Here is a 19,823-nt window from a genome sequence, read left to right on the forward strand (position 1 = left end):
TCCAGCACCTGCGCCGCGTCGTACGAGGCCATCGCGTAGGTGGTGGGGGACTGGTTGTGCTTCTTGCGGTACGCGGCGGCGAACCGGCGGTTGGCCGCGTTGTTGATGTCGGCCGAGTAGTTCAGCACGGTGTCGCGGTCGCGGTCGCCCTCGCGTACGCGGTCACCGCCCTGCTGCGCGCGCAGACCGTGCCCACCGCGGTCGGTGCGGGCGCGGTGCTGCTGCTGGCCGCCACGGTGGCGCTGGCCGGGACGATCGCGCTGCGCCGGCCGCCGCTGCCGGACGTCGGCGCCGGCATCCTCACCCTCGCCGTGATCGGGGCGCTGGGGCGGGTCGCCTCGGTGGCGTTGCCCGGCCGGTCGCTGCTGCTGATCGCGGCGGTGATCACGGTGACCGGGTTGGCCGTCCGCGCGGTGCCGGAGGCGGCCCGGCGGGGCCCGCAGTTCGCCTCCGCGGTGGCGCTGACGGTCAGCGGCGTGGTGGTGGCCGGCGGCGCCCTGCGGGCCGGCGTGGCCCCGGTCCGCGCCGCGCTGCCGGCCTGGGCCGCCGACCTCGACCGCCACCCGGCCGAACTGGCCGCGGCGGTCGGCCCGGCCGCGTGGCAGCTCGCCGCGAGCGCCTTCCTGCTCACCGTCGCCGCGGTGCTGGCCCTGCCGCCGGAGATCCGCCGGGAGTTCGCGGTGGTCGGTGCGGCGCTGACCGCGCTCGCCGTCCCGGCCTCCTTCGGGCTCGACTGGGCGCTGGCGCCCTGGCCGATGGTGCTGGCCGCGGTCGGCATCGGCGTGGCCGGCCTCTCCGCCCGCACGGAACGGGCCGCGCTGGCCCACGCGCTCACCGCCGCCGGGGTGGGCCTGTTCGGCGCGGGCGCCGCGCTGGCCCGGCCGGCGCTGACCACCGCGGTCCTGCTCACCCTCTTCGCGGCGGGCGTCCTGGTCGCGCTGGCGCCCCGGGTCCGGCTCGCCCCGGCGGCGACCGAGACCCTCTCCGCCTGGGCCGCCGGCGGCGCCGCGTTCGCGCTGCCCGGGGCGGTGGCGGCCTTCGTCGCCGCGACCGCGCCCACCGACCCGACCCCCACCCCGGCCAGTCTGCGCGAGGTGACCGTCCCGGTGCTCGCGGCCGCCTTCCTCGCGGTCTGCGTCACCCTCGGGTACGCCGCCATCGTGCAGGTCTCGCAGCGGCAGATCCCGGTCCCGCTGGCGGTCGGCACCGGGCTCGGGGCGCTGGTCGTCACCGCTGCCGCGTTCGGCGCGCCCGGCGCGACCGTCGCCGACGCCTGGGTGGGCGCGCTGCTGCTGGTCGCCGCGGTGCTGCTCTTCCTGGCCCCGTCGATCGACGCGGGTCGGCGCTCCGACCTCACCCTCGACGGGTCCGACCTCGCGGCGGCCGCGGTGACCGCCGCCCTGATCGCCACCCTGGTCCGGGTGGCCGCCGTGCTCGCCCCGGGCGGCCAGCTCGCGGTGGCCGCCGCGCTGGTGCTGGTGGTGGCGGTCGCCGCCCGGGCGATGCCGACCGAGTGGCGGCGCGGGCCGGTGCTGGGGATCGCCCTCGGCGGGACGCTGATCGGGGTGCTGGCCGGTTGGCTGGCGCTGCGCGGCGGAGTGGGCGTCCTGGCCACCCCCGGGCCGATCTGGGCCGGTGACCTGAGCGGCTGGCCGGCCGCGCCGACCGGCGGCGCGGCCTGGCAGGCCCCGGTCGCGCTGGCGCTGCTCGGCGTCGCCGCCGCGATCCTCCTGCCGCCGCCCTGGCGGTACGACGTGTCCGGGGTGGCGGCCGTGCTCGCCACCATCGGCGCCCCGGCCGCGTTCGACCTGCCGTGGTGGTCACCGGTGCTGGTCGGGGGCATGGTCGCCACGGTCTTCGGGATGGCGGCGGTGGCCTCGGTCGACCCGCGCGCCGCGCTGTCCCGGGCCACCGTGGCCGGGGTGGTGGCCCTGCACGCGGCCGGCGCCGGGCTGGTCCGGCCGTGGACCACCGCGCTGGCACTGGGCAGCATCGCGCTGATCGGCGTCGTGGTGGCGGCGCTGGCCCGGTCGCTCGCCGAGCCGCTGGTGCCGGACATCGAGGCCGACGGGATGCCGCCGTACCTGGCCCAGATCGGGGGCGCGGCGGCCGGCGCGGCGGTGCTCGCGCTGCCCGGTGCGGTCGCCGCGTTGGCCGCCGAGTTCGGCCGCTCGCCGCAGGTGGTGCTGACCGCCGCGCTGGCCGCGTCCAGCCTCGGCCTCGCCGGGGTGGCCGCGGTGCGCCGGCAGGTTCCGCAGTACCTGCCGTGGACCAGCGCGGCGGCGGTCGGCGGCGCCACCGTCAGCGCCCTGGCCGCCGTCCCCAGTGGCCTGCCGGTGGGCGTGTACGCCGCCGCCGCGGCCCTGCTCGGCGTGCTGGCCGAACTGGTCCGCGGGGCCACCGAACCACCGGTCGGCTCGGCCCAGCCGGTACGGCGCTGGTCGGTGCTGCTCGACGGCGCGCTACGGCGGTTGCCGGAGGACGACGGCCGGCGCCGCTGGCGGGTCAGCCCGGCGGCCGGCGCCCTCGCCGCGGCCGCCCTGCCGACCGCGCTCGCGCTGGTGTCGATCATGCCGGCGCTGGTCGTGGCGCTGGTCGAGCCGCAGGCCACCGTCACCCGGGTGTGGCAGGGGCCCCCGCCGGGGCTGCTCGACCCCCCGCCGGGCGCGGTCGACCCGGCGCACGTGCTCACCGCGCTGCTGCTGACCGCGACCGCGGCGCTGGCCGCCACCGGCTTCAGCGGTGGCCGCCGGTCCCGGGCGGTGCCGGTGGTGCTGCCCGGCGCGGCGGTCACCCTGCTGATCACCCCGACCGCACTCGGCATGGGCTGGCCGACGAGCACGCTGGCCGCGCTCTCCGTCTTCACCATCTCGATGCTCGGGCTGGCGCTGACCCCGCCCCCGCCGCTGGTCGAGCCGGCCCGCTCGCTGCGCCTGGCGCGGGTGCTGGTCTTCGTCATCGGGCTGGCGGCCGGTGGCGCCGGGCTGGCCGGCAGCCTGGCCACCCGGGAACTGACCCTGTTCACGCTCGGCGGCGCGGTCGGGGTCGGCACGGTCGCCGCGCTCTTCGGCAGCAACCAGCGGGCCCGCATCCTCGGTTGGCTGTTCGCCTCGCTGATGGCGCAGCTCTTCGTGCTCACCGCCGGCCTGGTCGCCGGGCTGGCCGCGGTCTGGTCCGCGTTCGGCGTACTGGCGGTCGGGGCGGCGTTGCAGGTGTTCGCGGCCACGCTGCCCCGGCTGCGCCGCCCCGAGGCGCAGCGCGAGGCGGCCACCGTGGAGTGGAGCGGCCACGCCGCCGCGCTGATCGCCCTGGCGCTGGCCTTCGACTCGCCACGGCACATCGCCGCCCTGCTGGCGGCCTGGGGTGCGGTCCTCGGGGTGGCGGCGACCCGGCCGGGCCGCCGGCCGATGGAGCGGCGAATCCTGTTCTGGGCGGTGGTGGTCTGCGAGATCAGTGCCTGGTGGATCCTGATGCGGGTCGCCGACGTGGCGCTGCCCGAGGCGTACACGCTGCCGTTCGCGGCGCTGGCCCTGCTGGTCGGCGTCCTGGAGCTGCGGCAGCGCGCCGACCTGAGCAGTTGGGTGGCGTACGGGCCGGCGCTGGTCGCCGCGTTCCTGCCGACCCTGGCGATCGTGCTGGCCACCGACTCCAGCACGCTGCGGCAGGTGTTGCTGCTGCTCGGCGCGGTGGCCGTGCTGATCTTCGGCTCGATGAGCCAGCAGCAGGCCCCGGTGATCGTCGGCGCCACGGTCACCGCGATCACCGCGATCCACGCGCTGTTCGCCTTCGGCCCGTGGCTGGCGCTGATCCCGGTCGGCATCCTGCTGCTGGTGCTCGGCGCCAGCAACGAGCGGCGCCGCCGCGCCCAGGAGCGGTTGCAGACCGCCCTGCGCGGCATGCGGTGAAACCGGAGGGTCCCTGCGGGCGTCGACCCGGGCGGGCAAGAGCCTGCCGGGTCGTCCCGTCCGCGTGCCGGCCTCGGACGCGTTCCACCGGCGTGCCGGCTTCGAACGTGTTCCACCGCCAGTGCGCCGCGGGCCGGGTCCGCGTTGGCTAGGCTCCGGCCGTGCGGATCATCGAAGGCGCCGGGGTGTGGACGCCGCCCGCCGGGGCGGCCAACGACTGGGTGGAGCACCTGCGCGTGCCGGACCTGTCGGTGGGGACGTACTGCATCCCGGCCGGTGGGGTCGACGACCAGAGCCCGCACACCGAGGACGAGATCTACGTGGTCACCGCCGGGCGGGCCCGGATCGTGACCCCGGACGGCGCGGCCGACGTCGGCCCCGGTTCGGTGATCTTCGTACCCGCCGGCGAGGAGCACCGGTTCGTGGCGGTCACCGAGGACCTGGCGCTGCTGGTGGTGTTCGGCCCGGCGTACGGCTCTCGCGCGTCGGGCCCACCGAGCCCCTAGCCCGGCCGGCCGGCGCCGCTCCGGCCGGCGACCGACCCGACGGCACCAGATCCCGGTCCGGCAGCAGATCCCGGTCCGGCAGCGTCGCGGGCGCTCCGGCGGGTCAGGCCAGGGAGGCGCGGAGGGCCGCGTCCTTCTCGGCCACCAACTGCTCCAGGTCGGCCTGGTAGGCCGACATCCGGTCGAGCAGGGCACGGTCGGCGGCGGCCAGGATCCGGACGGCGAGCAGCCCGGCGTTGCGGGCGTTGCCGATCGACACGGTGGCCACCGGCACGCCGGCCGGCATCTGCACGATGGAGAGCAGCGAGTCCATCCCGTCCAGGTGCTTCAGCGGCACCGGGACGCCGATCACCGGCAGCGGGGTGACCGAGGCGACCATGCCGGGCAGCGCCGCCGCGCCACCCGCGCCGGCGATGATCACCTTCAGGCCGCGGTCGGCGGCGGCCCGGCCGTAGTCGATCATCTTCACCGGGGTGCGGTGTGCCGAGACCACCTCGACCTCGTAGGGCACCTCGAACTCGGCCAACACCTCGGCGGCTGCCTTCATGGTGGGCCAGTCCGAGTCGCTGCCCATGATCAATCCGACGGTGCTCACGCGTGCCTGCCTTTCGTTCGCGACTGCGGGGCTCGCAAGCTCACTCCTCGCGCTCACCGAGCCTGCCTTTCGTTCGCGACTGCGGGGCTCGCAAGCTCACTCCTCGCGCTCACCGCGACCCTCCCGCAGCCAGCGGGCGGCCCGCGCGGCCCGCGTCCGTACCTCGTCCAGGTCGTCGCCGAGCAGCGTGACGTGCCCGATCTTGCGGCCGGGGCGTACCTGCTTGCCGTAGAGGTGCACCTTCGCGCCCGGCTCGGCGGCGAAGAGGTGGTGCAGCCGCTCGTCGATCGACATCCCGCCCGGCTCGCCGCCGAGCACGTTCGCCATCACCACCACCGGCGCGGTCAGCGCGGTGTCGCCCATCGGGTAGTCGAGCACCGCCCGCAGGTGCTGCTCGAACTGGGAGGTGCGGGCGCCCTCGATGGTCCAGTGGCCGGAGTTGTGCGGCCGCATGGCCAGCTCGTTCACCATGATCGACGAGCGGCCGGCGGGGTCGGCGACCTCGAACAGCTCGACCGCGAGCAGCCCGACCACGCCGAGCGCGGTGGCCAGGTCGATGGCGAGCTGCTGGGCGGCGACGGCCAGGTCCTCGGGCAGGCCCGGCGCGGGGGCCAGCACCTCGACGCAGATCCCGTCCCGCTGCACCGTCTCGACCACCGGGTACGCGGCGACCTGCCCGAACGGCGAGCGGGCCACCTGCACGGCCAGCTCGCGGCGCAGCGGCACCCGCTCCTCGACGATCAGCCGGGTCCCGCCGGCCAGCAGGGTGCCGGCCAGCTCGGCGGCCTGCGCCGGGCCGTCCACCAGCCAGACGCCCCGGCCGTCGTACCCGCCGCTGGCCGCCTTGAGCACCACCGGCCAGCCCACCTCGTCGCCGAAACCGACCAGGTCGGCGGGCTCGCCGACCGACCGCCACGCCGGGTTGGGCGCGCCCAGCTCGGTCAGCCGCTCGCGCATCGCCCGCTTGTCCTGGGCGTACCGCAGCGCCTCGGCCGGCGGAAAGAGCTTCACGCCCTCGGCGGCCAGGGTGCGGATGTGCTCGTTCGACACGTGCTCGTGGTCGAAGGTGACCACGTCGCAGCCCTTGGCGAAGGTGCGCAGCGCGGCGAGGTCGGTGTGGTCGCCGTACTGGACGTCGGCGGCGACCAGCGCGGCGCCGTCGTCGGGGGCGAGCGCCAGCACGCGCAGCGACTGGCCGAGGGCGATCGCGGACTGGTGGGTCATCCGGGCCAGCTGGCCGCCGCCCACCATGCCGACAACAGGCAGACCGGTACGGGAATCCATAGCGGCGCCAGCCTATCCGGCCCGGCCGCCGCCGCCCCTACCGGCCGGCGAGCTGGGCGATCAGGTCGTCCACGCCGGTGACCGGGCGATCGCAGACAAAACCCCGGCAGACGTACGCGGTGGACCGCCCGTCGACCATCGTCCGGTCGGCGAGCAGCGGCACCCCCGGCTGGTCGGCCCGGCCGGCCACGACCACCGCCCCGGGCGGGGCGTGCCGGTGGGCCGCCGCGACCAGCGGGTCCCCCGCCGGGTCGTCGGTGACCACCGCGATCTCGTACGGCCCGGAGAGCAGCGCCTCGCCGGCGGTGGCCGCGTACCCGGTGAACCGGGCGTGCCGGCCGACGATCGGCGCGACGGTGCCGAGCGCCGCCTCGGCCGCCTCCCGGTAGCGCGGCTCACCGGTCAGCGCCGCGTACGCCACCAGCGCGGCGACGATCGCCGACCGGCCCGACGGGGTGGCGTTGTCGGTGGGGTCCGCCGGCCGGGTGACCAGCCGCTCGGCGTCGTCGGCGGTGTCGTAGAAGCCGCCACCCGGTGCGGCGAACCGCTCCAGCGCGACGTCCAGCAGCCGACCGGCCAGCTCCAGCCAGCGCCCCTCGCCGGTGAGCTGGTGCATGGCGCAGAACGCCTCGGCGACGCAGCCGTAATCCTCCAGCACCCCGGCCGGCTCACCGACCACCCCCGCCCGGGAGACCCGGCGCAGCCGACCGTCGACCACGTGCACCTTCGCCAGGTGCTCGGCGGCGTCGCGCATCGCGCCGTCGGTCACGATGACGACGCCCTCCAGCAGGTTGGCGTCCTCGTCGTCCGGGCTCGCGTAGAGCGCGGCCACCTGCTGGAACTCGACGATGGCGGTGATCGCCAGACCGTTCCAGGCGGCCACCACCTTGTCGTCCCGGGCCGGTTGCGGGCGGGCGTCCCGGGCCGCCAGCAGCCGGCCGACGACGCCCTGCCAGCGGGCGCGGATCGCCGGGTCGGCGTCGTCCACGTCGCGGGCCAGCTTGAGCACGCTGGTGCCGTGCTCGAACGTCCCCTCCGGGGTCACACCGAACAGGTCGGCCGCCCACCGGCCGTCCTCCTCGCCCAGCGCCACCACCAGCTGATCGGGGGTCCAGACGTACGTCAGGCCCTCGACGCCCTGGGTGTCGGCGTCGAGAGCGGACGCGAAGCCCTCCCCCGGCCGGTGCAGCTCGTCGGCGAGGAACCGGGCGGTGTCCCGGGCCACCCGCCGGGCCAGCCGGTCCCCGGTGAGCCGCCACAACTGGGTGTACGCCCGCAGCAGCAGCGCGTTGTCGTAGAGCATCTTCTCGAAGTGCGGCACGGTCCAGTGCCCGTCCACCGCGTAGCGGGCGAAGCCGCCGGCGAGCTGGTCGTAGATGCCGCCCCGGGCCATCGCCTCGCAGGTGTGCCGGACGATCTCCAGGCTGCGCTCCGAGCCGGTGCGCTGGTGATGCCGGAGCAGGAACAGCAGGTTCATGTGCGGCGGGAACTTAGGCGCGCCGCCGAAGCCGCCGTTGGTCTCGTCGTACTCCTTGGCGAGCTGGTCGGCGGCGGCGTCGAGCAGTCCGGCGTCCAGCGGCGCGGTGGGCCCGCCCACGGCCTGGGCGCCACCGATCGCCTCCACCACCGCGGCGCCCTGGCGCAGCACCGCCTCCCGCTGGTCGCGCCACGCGGTGGCCACCGACTGCAACAGCCGGACGAAGTTGGGTCGCGGGTAGTAGGTGCCGCAGAAGAACGGGGTGCCGTCCGGGGTGGCGAAGACCGTCATCGGCCAACCACCCTGGCCGGTCATCGCCTGGGTGGCGGTCATGTAGACCGCGTCCACGTCCGGCCGCTCCTCGCGGTCCACCTTGATGCACACGAAGTCGTCGTTCATCAGTGCGCCGACCTGCTCGTTCTCGAACGACTCGTGGGCCATCACGTGGCACCAGTGGCAGGCGGCGTAGCCGACCGAGACGAGCACCGGCACGTCCCGCCGCTTCGCCTCGGCGAACGCCTCGTCGCACCACGGCCACCAGTCGACCGGGTTGTCGGCGTGCTGGAGCAGGTACGGACTGGTGGCGTCGGCGAGTCGGTTCACCCGACGACCATAACCAGCCGCCGCCGGACCCGCCGGTCGGTCAGGAGGCGTCGTCGGCGCGCAGCGGGAAGACGTTGGGACGGGCCTCGTCGAGCAGCGTGCCGAGGACGGCGCCGATCTTGTCGGCAGGCATCGGCTTGAAGAAGTGGTAGCCCTGGGCGGCGGTGCAGCCCAGCTCGGCCAGGGCGATGCGCTGCTCGGCGGTCTCCACCCCCTCGGCGACCACCCGAAGCCCCAGCTCGTGGGCGAGCCCGACGGTGGTCCGGACGATCGCCGCCGCCTCCGGGGAGTCCGCCATCCGGATCACGAAGGACCGGTCCACCTTGAGCTCGTCCACCGCGATCCGGGTGAGGAAGGTGAGCGAGGAGAAACCGGTGCCGAAGTCGTCCACCGCGAGCTGCACGCCCATCGACCGGAGGGTGGCGAGCACCTCGTCGATCACCTCGAGCTCGCTCATCACCACGGTCTCGGTGATCTCCAGGACCAGCCGGTGGGGCGGGACCTGGTGCCGGCGCAGCGCGTCGGCGATCTCGGCGGGCAGCCGCGGGTCGAGCAGGCTGCGCGCCGAGAGGTTCACCGAGATCGGGATGTCCAGCCCCTCGCGGGCCCAGCCGGCGGCCACCGAGAGCGCCTTGTCCAGCACGTAGCGGGTGAACGTGCCCAGCTGCTCGCTGTTCTCCACCGGCCGGATGAAGTCGTGCGGGCCGAGCCAGCCGCGGCGCGGGTGCCGCCAGCGGATCAGCGCCTCCACCCCGGTCGGCGCCCCGCTGGCCAGGTCCACCGCCGGCTGCAACGCCAGCACCAGCTGGTCGTCGGCGGCCAGCGCCTCGCGCAGCTCGGCCAGCAGGGCCAGCTGGTCGGTGCTGGCCGCGTCCCGGGCCGAGTCGTACGCGGCGACGTTGCCGCCGCCCTCCTTGGCCTGGTACATCGCGATGTCGGCACGGCGCAGCAGCTCGGTCAGGTCGGCGGTGCCGGCGTCGGCGACCACCACCCCGACGGAGACCTCCACGGACATCCGCACCCCGGCCACCTCGGTCGGCGCGGCCAGCCGCTCGGCGATCTCGCGGGCCTGGCGCAGCGCGTACGCCATCGGGGCCGCCCGGCCGCCGAGCACCGGGACCGAGGTGAGCAGCAGCGCGAACTCGTCGCCGCCGAGCCGCCCGAGCAGGTCGCCGGAGCGGGCCAGGGTGCCCAGCCGGCTGGCGGTCAGCCGCAGCAACTGGTCGCCGGCCGCGTGCCCGAGGGTGTCGTTGACCTCCTTGAACTGGTTGATGTCCAGCAGCAGCAGGGCCACCGGGTGGTCGTGCGCGAGCTGCCGCAGCGCCTGGTCGCCCTTGCTGAGCATGGCCGCCCGGTTGACCAGGCCGGTGAGCTGGTCGTGCACCGCCTCGTACGACGAGCGGGCGGTGACCAGCCGCAGCTCCCGGTGGGTCGCGGCGTCGTGCAGCGCGGCGGCGAGGGCGTCGCCGAAGGCGGCCACCGCGTCGTGTTCCCGGGCGCTCGGCGGTGCCGACCGGGGGAACCGGACCCGCAGTTCGCCGACCCGGGCGGTGCCCACGGTCAGGGTGCGGACCAGTTCGTGCTCGTCGGGCTCGGCGCGCCCGGGCGGGCCGACCTCGCGGTCGACCACCTGGCCGGCGGCGTCGGCCCGGTAGCGGCGCCACCGCCCGTCGCCGCGGGCCACGTCGACGTCGACCAGTTCGGCGTTGAACAGGGTCACCGCGCCGGTCACCGCCGCGGTGGCCACCCCCCGCTCGTCGAGCTGGTTGAGCGCGGCGGTGGCGTCGGCGAACGCCCGCCAGGTGCGCCGCTCCTGGTCGGCCCGGAGGCGGTGCCGGTAGGTCTGCTGGAGCAGCCAGAGCGGCGGTGGGAGCAGCAGCAGCCAGCGCGCGTCGAGTTCCAGCAGGGTCACCACGGTCAGGCCGACGGCGACGTTGCCGACGAACATCAGCAGCTTGCCGCGGAGCGCGGCGAGCAACGGCGGCCCGATCGGCACCCCGTGGCGCAGCGCCAGGGTGACCCCGCCCAACCAGGCGCTGGCGAACAGGTAGGTGACCGAGCCGGCGACCACGGCGAGGGCGAGCGCCGGGGTCGGCGCGGCCAGCAGCGGCTGACCCAGCGCGGTGGTGACCGACACGGCGAGCGCGGTGGCGGCGGTGAGCGACACCGCGATGCGGACCACCTCGAGGGCGCTGCGGCGTTCGCCGAACAGCGAGATCGCCGACCAGGCCAGCCCGGCGCCGAGCAGGGTGGCGGCGGGCAGCCAGCCGGCCGGCACCAGGTAGAGGCAGATGATCAGCGCGGCCTCGCCCCAGGTGATGCTGACCATGCCGGCCGCGGCGCGGAACCGCAGGCGGGCCAACTGGGCGAGGGCGAGGACGGCGACCGCGACGCCGAACCGGGCCGGGCCGCCGAGCGGGTCGTCGGCCGGCAGCCGGGCCGGCAGGGTCAGCCCCACCGTGGCGGCGACCAGCGCGGTGACCGCGACCGCGGCGGTGAGCAGGAGCACCCGTGGCGGCGTGCCGCGCAACCCGAGCCGGTCGAACTCCGTACCGGCCCGATCGGAGGTCACCGACGCCCTCCCGCCCACCGGCGGAGGGTACGACGGGCGGCCGCGACTGTGACGGTCATCGGCGCCCCCTCCCGCGCACGGCTCGGGGACGCGTGGTCCCCCCGGCGGAAGGCTAAGCCAAACCCGGTGACCGCAACAGGGGGCGACGGCCCGGTTCGGCGTGAATCATGCCGGGACTAGCCGTTGCGCTCCTGCTGACGCCCGTTGGGAGCGTTCGCGGATGAATCCTGCGAGGCGGTCCCGTCTGTCGGATCGGCGACTGCGGCGTCCGCCCGACCCGGCTCGCCCGACTGCACCTGCCCGGGGAACCGGTCCGGCAGCCGGCGCAGCCGGGCGTTCATGTTGCGGATCAGCAGAACGGTGGCGGTGCCCAGCAGCAGGATGAGGAGGAGGCCCATCGGGCCGGCCAGGCCACCCGTGCGGGTGTCCCCGAAGTTGTTCTGGGCGAGCACCTGGGCTGCGGTCAGCATGGCGTTCCTCCGATGTGCGACTGGCACCCAGCGTAACGCCGGGCCGGATCAGCGGGCATGCGCCGTCTCGCGCACGCCGGCGAAGAGGTCCGACTCGGGCAGCGGGCTGTCGACCATCGACCGGGCGAGTTGGAAATCCTCGGTGGGCCAGGCGCGCCGCTGGAGCTCCATCGGCACCTGGAACCAGAAGCCGTCCGGGTCGACCTGGGTGGCGTGGGCGCGCAGCGCGTCGTCGCGGACCGGGAAGTACTCGGCGCACTCGACCCGGGTGGTGATCCGGCTGCCCTTGTCGGGCCGGTCCTCCCAGCGCTCCAGCCACTCCTGGTAGGGCGACTCCAGGCCGGCGGCCAGCATCGCCTCGTGCAGGGCCATGATCTTGCCCTTGGAGAAGCCGACGTCGTAGTAGAGCTTGAGCGGCTGCCACGGCGCGCCGAGTTCCGGGTAGCGCTCCGGGTCGCCGGCCGCCTCGAAGGCCGCCACGCTGACCTTGTGGCACATGATGTGGTCGGGGTGCGGGTAGCCGCCCTCCTCGTCGTACGTGGTGACGACGTGCGGACGGAACTCGCGCATCAGGCGCACCAGCGGCCCCGCGGCCACCTCGACGTCCTGCAGGGCGAAGCAGCCCTCGGGCAGCGGCGGCAGCGGGTCGCCCTCGGGCAGCCCCGAGTCGACGAAGCCCAGCCAGGCCTGCTCGATGCCGAGGATCGCCCGGGCGGCGTCCATCTCGGCGCGGCGGATCTCGCCGATGTTGGCCCAGACGTCCGGCCGGTCGAGCTTCGGGTTGAGCACGCTGCCGCGCTCACCGCCGGTGCACGTCACGACCAGGACGTCCACCCCCTCGGCGACGTACTTCGCCATGGTCGCGGCGCCCTTGCTCGACTCGTCGTCCGGGTGGGCGTGGACGGCCATGAGTCGCAGTTGCTCTGCCAACGTGCGCTCCTCGTTCGTGCCCAGCGGCGGGCCCCGACCCCGGGACCACCTGCTGGCCTGCTGACCTGCCGAAATCCTCCCCGCCCCGAGGACCGCCGGCACCGAGGTGTCATCCTTGAGTGGCGAAGCCGGGCCGGGAGGATGGACTCTCATTCTTGCCGATACCGCCGACAACAACGCCAGGAGATACCCGCCGGTGACCGAGACGCACGCCACAATCCCCCCGGGCACGCCCGTCTTCCCGCCCGGGCGGTACGGCCGCCGCCGCCAGCCCGGCCGCCGCCGCCCGCTGCTGGCGACGCTGCTGGCGGTGGTCCTGGTGGCGCTGCTCGGGCTGGTCACGCTCCGGCTCTACCGGCAGTACGGCGATCCGAACTACCAGGCCCAGGTGATCACGTACACCGACATCACGGACACCCAGGTGCTGGTCAACTTCCGGGTGACCGTGCCGGACGGCGGATCGGCGGTCTGCGTGCTGCGGGCCCGGGACCGCGCCGGCGCCGAGGTGGCCCGCGAGGAGGTGACCGTGACCGCCCCGCCCGGCGAGCGGCAGATCAGCACGGTGCACCGCCTGGCGACCAGCGGCCGGCCCTTCATCGGCGAGGTGCTGCGCTGCCGACCGGCCAGCTGAGCGGCACCGTGCGCACCGGCGCCCGCATCGGGCACCGGTGCTGATCGGCGACACCTCGTGTCGTACCGCACTGGTAACTTGGAAGTTCACCTGTCAGCCAGCCACGCACATCTGAGGAGATCGCCTGTGTCCAACGGCAACGAGGCGCCCGCCACCTGGCTGTCCCAGGACGCTTACGACCGCCTGAAGGCCGAGCTCGACGAGCACATCGCGAACCGGCCGGTCATCGCCGCCGAGATCAACGCGCGGCGCGAGGAGGGCGACCTGCGGGAGAACGGCGGCTACCACGCGGCCCGCGAGGAGCAGGGCAAGGCCGAGGGCCGCATCCGCTACCTCCAGGAGCTGCTGCGGACCGCCAAGGTCGGCGAGGCGCCGTCCGTCGACGCGGTGGCGCCCGGCATGGTCGTCACGATCTACTTCGACGACGACAAGGACGACACCGAGACCTTCCTGCTCGGTTCCCGGGAGATCGCCTCCACCACCGACCTGACGGTCTACAGCCCCGAGTCGGCGCTCGGCAAGGCGATCCTGGACTGCAAGGCCGGCCAGACCTGCACCTACACGGCGCCCAGCGGCGCCGACATCAAGGTGACCGTGGTCAGCTTCGAGCCGTTCTCCGGCTAGGCCAGCGCCGGGCGCGCGGCGCCCGGCCGCATCGCGTACGACCGAGGCGTGGCACCGGCGGGTGTCACGCCTCGGCCGCGAAGACCACCTGGTAGCCGCTGGCCCGCAGCGCGCTGATCAGCGTGTCGGAGTGCTCCACCCCGCGGGTCTCCACCGACAACGCCACCTCCACCTCGCCCAGTCGCAGGTGCGGGTTGACCCGCTGGTGCTCCACGTCCACCACGTTCGCCCGGTGCTCGGCGATCTCGCCGAGCAGCGAGGCGAGCTGGCCCGGACGGTCCGAGCAGCGCACGGTGAACCGCAGATAGCGGCCGGCGGCGGCCAGGCCGTGCTCGATCACCCGCAGCATCAGCAGCGGGTCGATGTTGCCGCCGGAGAGCACCGCGACCACCGGCGCCTCGACCCCCACCGAGCCGGCCAGCAGGGCGGCCACCCCGACCGCGCCGGCCGGCTCCACCACCTGCTTGCCCCGTTCCAGCAGCATCAGCAGCGCCCGGGAGATGTCCTCCTCGGAGACGGTCACCACCTCGTCGACCAGCTTGCGGACGTGGGTGAAGGTGATCTCGCCCGGCCGGCCCACGGCGATGCCGTCGGCGATGGTGGCGAACGCGGGAAGGCGTACCGGCTCACCGGCGGCGAGCGAGGGCGGGAAGGCCGCCGCGCCGGCCGCCTGCACCCCGATCACCCGGACGTCCGGGCGCAGCGCCTTGGCGGCGACCGCCATGCCGGAGATCAACCCGCCACCGCCGACCCCGGTGACGATCGTCTTGACGTCCGGGCACTGCTCCAGGATCTCCAGCGCCACGGTGCCCTGGCCGGCGATCACGTCCCGGTGGTCGAACGGGTGGATCAGCACCGCGCCGGTGCGCTCGGCGAAGGTCTGCGCCGCGACCAGCGACTCGTCGACGTTGTTGCCGACCAGTTCGACCTGCGCGCCGTACCCCTTGGTGGCGGCCACCTTCGGCAGCGGCGCGTTCACCGGCATGAAGACCGTGGCGTGCGTGCCGACCAGGCCGGCGGCGAGCGCCACCCCCTGGGCGTGGTTGCCGGCGCTCGCCGCGACCACGCCGCGGGACCGTTCCTCCTCCGACAGCCGGCAGATCCGCACGTACGCGCCGCGCACCTTGTACGAGCCGGCCCGCTGGAGGTTCTCGCACTTGAGCCACGCCGGCCCGCCGAGCGCCGCGCTCAGCGGCCGGGAGGGCTCCAGCGGGGTGGTGCGGGTGACGCCGGCGAGCAACTCCCGCGCGGCCCGTACGTCGGCGAGGCCGACCAGTTCCGTCATGCCCCGATCGTGCCACCCGGGGTCGGGGCAACCGCCGGGGACACGGGGGTCGGTTCCGTCGCCACCGTCGGCGACGGCGCCGTCACCGACGGCGGCTGCGCGGCGGCGGTCGGCACGTCCAGCCCGGCCGGGGCGTCGGGGGCGATGCGGGCCTGCTGGGCCGCGGAGATCCGGAAGATCAGCACGATCAGCGACACCCCGGCGACCAGGCACGCCGCCGCCGGAACGGTGCCGCGCAGGGCGGCATCGCGGTAGTGGTCCAGGCCCGGGGTGGCTCCGCTGCGGGCGAGCAGGACATCGGCCCGCATCGCGCCGAGCCGGCTGACCAGGTCCCCGGCGACCAAGACCAGCCAGCCCACCCACCAGAGGGCGACCAGCGCCCGCAGCCGGACCCGCCCGAGGCTGTCCCGGACGACGCCGGCCAGCACCGCGCACGGCACCACGAGGCTGGCGACGGGTACGAACCAGCCGGTCACCGCCCAGTGGGCGGCGAGCTGCGACGGGCGGCCGGGGAAGGCGTCGGTGTTCTTCCGGGCCCGGTACATCCAGGTCATGACCAGGGCCGCGGTGCACAGGTAGGCCAGCAGGAAGGGCACGGAGAGGAGCACCGTCACGCCCGCGGTGGTCCGGGTCAGCTCCTCGCCCGCGGTCGTCGCGACCCGCGTCGCGACGACCGCCGGAACGAACACCGCCAGCACGTACAGCAGCGTCGTCAGGCTCACGCCGATCGCCGCGGCGATCCCGACCCCGCGCACCGGATAGGTCGCCATGCCGGGCGACAGGGGCGGTGGGTCGAGCCGCCGGCCGCACGCCCGGCAGTCACCGACGAGCGCCGCCGACTCGGTCCCGCAGTTCCGGCATGTCACGTCGTGTCCCCCGTTCGCGCTCCGGCCGGGACACGCTAGACGATCAGGCGACGGCCGGCGACCCCGTGCCGACCCGCGGGTAGCCCGGGGCGTGCCGGGACCAGGGGGCCTGCATCTCGAACTGGCCGGCCACGCCGAGCAGCAGCAGCTCCGAACCGGGCGGGCCGACCAGCTGCACCGCCACCGGCAGCCCGTCCGGGCGGCGGCCGACCGGCACCACCAGCGCGGGCAGGCCGGCGACGTTCCACGGCGCGGCGTACGGGGCGTAGCGGATGTTCGCCACCATGTTGGCCCGCCAGGACCGGCCGGACCACTGCGCGGCCTCCGGCGGCGGGCCGGCCAGCGCCGGGGTGAGCAGCAGGTCGACCGAGTGGTCGGAGAAGAAGCCGATGGACCGCTCCCGCCAGGCGGCCCGGTCGGCCTCCCGCACGTACCCGCGCCGCTGCGCCCAGTCGCCGAGCGCGACGTGCCGGCGGCTGCGCGGTTGCAGACTGCGCCGGTCCAGCCCGGCGGCGCGGGCGTCGGCGGCGGCCGCGGCGAACCAGGTGGCGATCCCCTGCAGGCCGAGCCGGGTCGGGTAGACCGGGTCGGCGGGGACGGTGTCGTGCCCGGCGGCGGCGAGCAGCCGGCCGGCGGCCGCGACCGCGTCCCGGTTCGGCTGGTCGGGGCGGACGCCGCGGACCGGCGAGCGGAGCGAGACGCCGACCCGCAGCCGCTGCGGCGGGACCAGCTTCTCCGGCCGGCGACCGGCCAGCACCGAGAAACCGACCGCCGCGTCGGCGACCGTGGTGGTCAGCATGCCGTGCTCGGTGAGGCCGAACCAGTCCTCCGCGCCGAGCTGGCAGGGCACCACGCCCCGGCCGGGCTTGAGCCCGACCAGGCCGCAGCAGGCGGCCGGGATGCGGATCGAGCCGAGGCCGTCGTTGCCGTGCGCGATCGGCACCAGGCCGGCGGCGACCGCGGCGGCCGCCCCGCCGGAGGACCCGCCGGGGGTGCGGCCGGTGTCCCAGGGATTGCGGGTCACCGCCGTCTCGTCGTCGGTCAGGCCCCAGAGGCCGAGTTCCGGCATCCGGGTCACCCCGAGGATCACCGCGCCGGCCCCGCGCAGCCGGCGGACCACCTCGTGGTCGGCCTCCGCCACGGCGGTACGCACCGCGGCCGACCCGTTCCAGGTGGGAAGCCCGGCGACCGGGGTGTTCTCCTTGACCGCCACCGGCACCCCGGCCAGCGGCAGGTTGGCCAGGTCCTCCTGCTCGTCGACCTTCTCCGCCTCGGTGATCGCCTCCCCGCCGCGCACCGTACGGAACGCGGCGAGGTCGGCGTCGGCGCGGGCGATGTGGTCGAGGTGGTCGGCGACGACCTGGGTGGCGGAGACGTCGCCCCGGCGTACGCCGCGGGCGATCTGCTTGGCGGTCGCCCCCACCCAGGTCGGCATGATGTCCTGCACGGCCACCCTCCCCAGCCAGCGGTCAGCCCAGCGCCTGCTCCAGATCGGCGAGCAGGTCGTCGACCGTCTCGATGCCGACAGACAGTCGCACGAGATCGCCGGGAACTTCAAGCGGCGAGCCGGCAGCACTTGCGTGTGTCATCCGGCCCGGGTGCTCGATCAGGGATTCCACCCCGCCGAGCGACTCGGCGAGCACGAAGAGCTTCGCCCGGTTGCAGATCTCCACCGCGTGGTCCTCGCCGCCGGCCGCGCGGAACGAGATCATGCCGCCGAACCGGCGCATCTGCTTGGCGGCCACCTCGTGCCCGGGGTGCGCGGGCAGGCCCGGGTAGATGACCTGGGCCACCTTGGCGTGCCCGTCCAGGTACGCGGCGATCCGCTCGGCGTTGTCGCAGTGCCGGTCCATCCGTACGCCCAGGGTCTTGATCCCGCGCAGGGTGAGCCAGGCGTCGAACGGGCCGTTGATCGCGCCCATCGCGTTCTGGTGGTAGCGCAGTTCCTCGCCGAGCCCGGCGTCGGCCGCGACCAGCGCCCCACCGACCACGTCGGAGTGACCGCCGATGTACTTGGTGGTGGAGTGCACCACCACGTCGGCGCCGTGCGCGATCGGCTGCTGCAGGTACGGCGAGGCGAAGGTGTTGTCGACCACCAGCAGGGCGCCCGCGTCGTGCGCGACGGCGGCCAACGCGGCGAGGTCGGCGATGCCGAGCAGCGGGTTGGTCGGCGTCTCCACCCAGACGATCTTCGTGGCGCCGGGGCGGATCGCGGCCCGGATCGCGTCCGGGTCGGAGACCTTGGCCGGGGTGAAGTCCAGCCCCCACCGCTCGGCGACCCGGGCGAAGAGGCGGTAGGTGCCGCCGTACGCGTCGTCTGGGATCACCACGTGGTCACCCGGCTTGCAGACGGTGCGCAGCAGGGTGTCCTCGGCGGCCAGGCCGCTGGCGAAGGCGAGCCCGACCGGGCCGCCCTCCAGCGCGGCGAGGCACTCCTGGAGCGCGTCGCGGGTCGGGTTGCCGGAGCGGCTGTACTCGTAGCCCTGGCGGGGCGCGCCGACGGCGTCCTGGGCGTAGGTGCTGGTCTGGTAGATCGGTGGGATCACCGCGCCGGTGCGGGCCTCGGGGTCCTGACCGGCGTGGATGGCGAGCGTCTCGAAGCCGTGACTCATTCCCGGAACGTTAGTCGTCCAGTCCTTCCCAGCCCATGGAACCCACCCGCGCGTCATGCTGCGGCCTGAGCCCCTCTGCCTGCGGCGTTGGGCGGGGCCGGGCCCGCGGCCGTAGCCTGTGGCGATGGCGGGGTGCGTGTTCTGCGGAATCGTGGCGGGCGAGGTGCCGGCTTTCCGGGTCACCGACGAGCCGGACGGGGTGGCGTTCCTGGACACCCGGCCGGTGTTCAAGGGGCACGTGCTCGTCGTGCCCCGCACGCACCTGGTGACGCTGGGGGACCTGCCGCCGGAGTCGCTGGCCGGATACTTCGGGCTGGTCCGGCGGCTCGCCATCGCGGTCGAGGCCGGCTTGGCTGCCGGCGGCACCTTCGTGGCGATGAACAACAAGGTCTCCCAGTCCGTGCCGCACCTGCACACCCACGTGGTGCCCCGGACCAAGGGCGACGGCCTGCGCGGCTTCTTCTGGCCCCGCACCCGTTACGCCGACGACGCCGAGGCGACCGGCTACGCGGAGCGGATCGAAGCCGCGCTTCCGGCTGGCTGCGGGCGGCGTCGCCGCCCACCTACCACCCCATGCATAAAGTAGTGACGCGATCACCGACAAGGAAGCGACGCCACCCGCACAACCGGTGAAGCTCCCGGGCCGCCCTGGATGTGACGTAACCACGCCTGACAACGGGTCGGACGGGTAAGGAATACGGGTCTGCCGGCGTTGCAGGCTGCGAAGGGTACGAGAGGAGTCCCCACCGTGTTCCTGCGCCGCATGAAGGCCGAGATGATCACCCCGGAGCAGGCCCTGCCCGGCCGCCTGATCGCGATGCCCGTCGCCGACCGGCACGAGGTCCTTGGCACCCCGCTGAAGGGCCCGTTCCCCGAGGGGGCACAGGTCGCCGTCTTCGGGATGGGCTGTTTCTGGGGCGCCGAGCGGCTGTTCTGGACGCTGCCCGGCGTGATCACCACCTCCGCGGGCTATGCGGGCGGCTACACGCCGAACCCGACGTACGAGGAGGTCTGCTCGGGCCGCACCGGGCACGCCGAGGTGGTCCAGGTCGTGTACGACCCCACGCAGATCACCTACAAGGACCTGCTCAAGGTCTTCTGGGAGAACCACGACCCGACCCAGGGCATGCGCCAGGGCAACGACGTGGGCACCCAGTACCGGTCGACGATCTACACGACCACCGACGACCAGCTCGCCACCGCGGAGGCGTCCCGGGACGCGTTCGCGCCGATCGTGGCCCGCGCGGGCAAGGGTGAGATCACCACGGAGATCGATCGGCTCGGCGACTACTACCTCGCCGAGGACTACCACCAGCAGTATCTCGCTCCGACCAAGAACCCGAACGGCTACTGCAACCACGGCCCCAACGGGCTGAGCTGCCCGGTCGGCATCGCCCGCACCGCCGGCTGAACGCATTGACGAAGAGGGTCCGCAGCCAGGTGCTGCGGGCCCTCTTTCCCCG

The 19,823-nt window shown here is 74.8% G+C and carries 16 protein-coding genes; 6 read left to right on the forward strand and 10 right to left on the reverse strand.

Annotated features, from left to right (window positions below):
• Nucleotides 1-3,905: SCO7613 C-terminal domain-containing membrane protein (locus DLJ47_RS01190; RefSeq protein ID WP_446723519.1), on the forward strand; the 3,905-nt coding region annotated here is incomplete at its 5' end.
• Between the two features lie 161 nt (nt 3,906-4,066).
• Entirely contained in the window at nt 4,067-4,411 is a 345-nt protein-coding gene (locus DLJ47_RS01195) for a cupin domain-containing protein (RefSeq protein ID WP_109898260.1), read from the forward strand.
• A gap of 103 nt (nt 4,412-4,514) precedes the next feature.
• On the opposite strand, the gene purE is transcribed toward DLJ47_RS01195, so the two are convergent.
• From purE to mca, 6 genes are all read right to left on the reverse strand, one after another.
• Entirely contained in the window at nt 4,515-5,006 is a 492-nt protein-coding gene (purE, locus tag DLJ47_RS01200) for a 5-(carboxyamino)imidazole ribonucleotide mutase (protein WP_088995942.1), read from the reverse strand.
• Between the two features lie 96 nt (nt 5,007-5,102).
• Nucleotides 5,103-6,290 carry a 5-(carboxyamino)imidazole ribonucleotide synthase gene (locus DLJ47_RS01205; RefSeq protein ID WP_109898261.1) on the reverse strand — a complete coding sequence of 396 codons (1,188 nt, stop codon included), beginning with the start codon at nt 6,288-6,290 and terminating at the stop codon, nt 5,103-5,105.
• Nucleotides 6,291-6,327: 37 nt separating this feature from the next.
• Nucleotides 6,328-8,370: a thioredoxin domain-containing protein gene (locus tag DLJ47_RS01210; RefSeq protein WP_109898262.1), complete on the reverse strand. Its 2,043-nt coding sequence runs from the start codon at nt 8,368-8,370 to the stop codon at nt 6,328-6,330.
• 40 nt (nt 8,371-8,410) lie between these two features.
• Nucleotides 8,411-10,900, reverse strand: a complete 2,490-nt coding sequence (locus DLJ47_RS01215; protein WP_233257601.1) for a putative bifunctional diguanylate cyclase/phosphodiesterase — start codon at nt 10,898-10,900, stop codon at nt 8,411-8,413.
• A 218-nt stretch (nt 10,901-11,118) separates the two neighbouring features.
• Nucleotides 11,119-11,412, reverse strand: a complete 294-nt coding sequence (locus DLJ47_RS01220) for a hypothetical protein (RefSeq protein ID WP_109898264.1) — start codon at nt 11,410-11,412, stop codon at nt 11,119-11,121.
• Between the two features lie 48 nt (nt 11,413-11,460).
• Nucleotides 11,461-12,342 (reverse strand): mycothiol conjugate amidase Mca, encoded by an 882-nt coding sequence (gene mca, locus DLJ47_RS01225; RefSeq protein ID WP_088995947.1) that lies wholly within the window; start codon nt 12,340-12,342, stop codon nt 11,461-11,463.
• A 196-nt stretch (nt 12,343-12,538) separates the two neighbouring features.
• Here mca and DLJ47_RS01230 point away from each other — a divergent pair, with 196 nt between their 5' ends.
• Complete coding sequence (locus DLJ47_RS01230) at nt 12,539-12,973, forward strand: DUF4307 domain-containing protein (protein ID WP_109898265.1); 435 nt, start codon at nt 12,539-12,541, stop codon at nt 12,971-12,973.
• 126 nt (nt 12,974-13,099) lie between these two features.
• Complete coding sequence (gene greA, locus DLJ47_RS01235; RefSeq protein WP_088995949.1) at nt 13,100-13,597, forward strand: transcription elongation factor GreA; 498 nt, start codon at nt 13,100-13,102, stop codon at nt 13,595-13,597.
• 64 nt (nt 13,598-13,661) lie between these two features.
• Here greA and ilvA read toward each other — a convergent pair whose 3' ends face one another.
• The 4 genes from ilvA to DLJ47_RS01255 all read right to left on the reverse strand — a co-directional run bounded on the left by ilvA (nt 13,662) and on the right by DLJ47_RS01255 (nt 18,360).
• On the reverse strand, nt 13,662-14,882 hold the full coding sequence (gene ilvA / locus DLJ47_RS01240; RefSeq protein WP_109898266.1) for a threonine ammonia-lyase: 1,221 nt from the start codon (nt 14,880-14,882) through the stop codon (nt 13,662-13,664).
• A complete protein-coding gene (locus tag DLJ47_RS01245) occupies nt 14,879-15,652 on the reverse strand; it encodes a DUF4328 domain-containing protein (RefSeq protein ID WP_109898267.1) in 774 nt (257 codons plus the stop codon). Before DLJ47_RS01245 ends, ilvA begins: the two co-directional genes overlap by 4 nt.
• A 139-nt stretch (nt 15,653-15,791) precedes the next feature.
• Nucleotides 15,792-17,201: an amidase gene (locus tag DLJ47_RS01250; protein WP_109898268.1), complete on the reverse strand. Its 1,410-nt coding sequence runs from the start codon at nt 17,199-17,201 to the stop codon at nt 15,792-15,794.
• 16 nt (nt 17,202-17,217) lie between these two features.
• Nucleotides 17,218-18,360, reverse strand: coding sequence for a cystathionine gamma-synthase (locus tag DLJ47_RS01255; RefSeq protein WP_109898269.1), 1,143 nt, complete (start codon nt 18,358-18,360; stop codon nt 17,218-17,220).
• 124 nt (nt 18,361-18,484) lie between these two features.
• Between DLJ47_RS01255 and DLJ47_RS01260 the strand changes: the two genes are divergently transcribed.
• Nucleotides 18,485-18,946: an HIT family protein gene (locus tag DLJ47_RS01260; protein ID WP_109898284.1), complete on the forward strand. Its 462-nt coding sequence runs from the start codon at nt 18,485-18,487 to the stop codon at nt 18,944-18,946.
• A 162-nt stretch (nt 18,947-19,108) separates the two neighbouring features.
• A complete protein-coding gene (gene msrA / locus DLJ47_RS01265) occupies nt 19,109-19,771 on the forward strand; it encodes a peptide-methionine (S)-S-oxide reductase MsrA (protein ID WP_109898270.1) in 663 nt (220 codons plus the stop codon).
• Nucleotides 19,772-19,823 lie beyond the last annotated feature (52 nt).

This window comes from Micromonospora sp. S4605 (assembly GCF_003176715.1).
GTDB lineage: Bacteria > Actinomycetota > Actinomycetes > Mycobacteriales > Micromonosporaceae > Micromonospora > Micromonospora echinaurantiaca.

What these genes read in the sequence shown, in the direction of transcription:
- DLJ47_RS01205 (WP_109898261.1), bottom strand. Translation starts at nt 6,290, where the DNA reads ATGGATTCCCGTACCGGTCTGCCTGTTGTCGGCATGGTGGGCGGCGGC.
- DLJ47_RS01220 (WP_109898264.1), bottom strand. Translation starts at nt 11,412, where the DNA reads ATGCTGACCGCAGCCCAGGTGCTCGCCCAGAACAACTTCGGGGACACC.
- ilvA (WP_109898266.1), bottom strand. Translation starts at nt 14,882, where the DNA reads ATGACGGAACTGGTCGGCCTCGCCGACGTACGGGCCGCGCGGGAGTTG.
- DLJ47_RS01245 (WP_109898267.1), bottom strand. Translation starts at nt 15,652, where the DNA reads ATGGCGACCTATCCGGTGCGCGGGGTCGGGATCGCCGCGGCGATCGGC.
- DLJ47_RS01255 (WP_109898269.1), bottom strand. Translation starts at nt 18,360, where the DNA reads ATGAGTCACGGCTTCGAGACGCTCGCCATCCACGCCGGTCAGGACCCC.
- DLJ47_RS01260 (WP_109898284.1), top strand. Translation starts at nt 18,485, where the DNA reads ATGGCGGGGTGCGTGTTCTGCGGAATCGTGGCGGGCGAGGTGCCGGCT.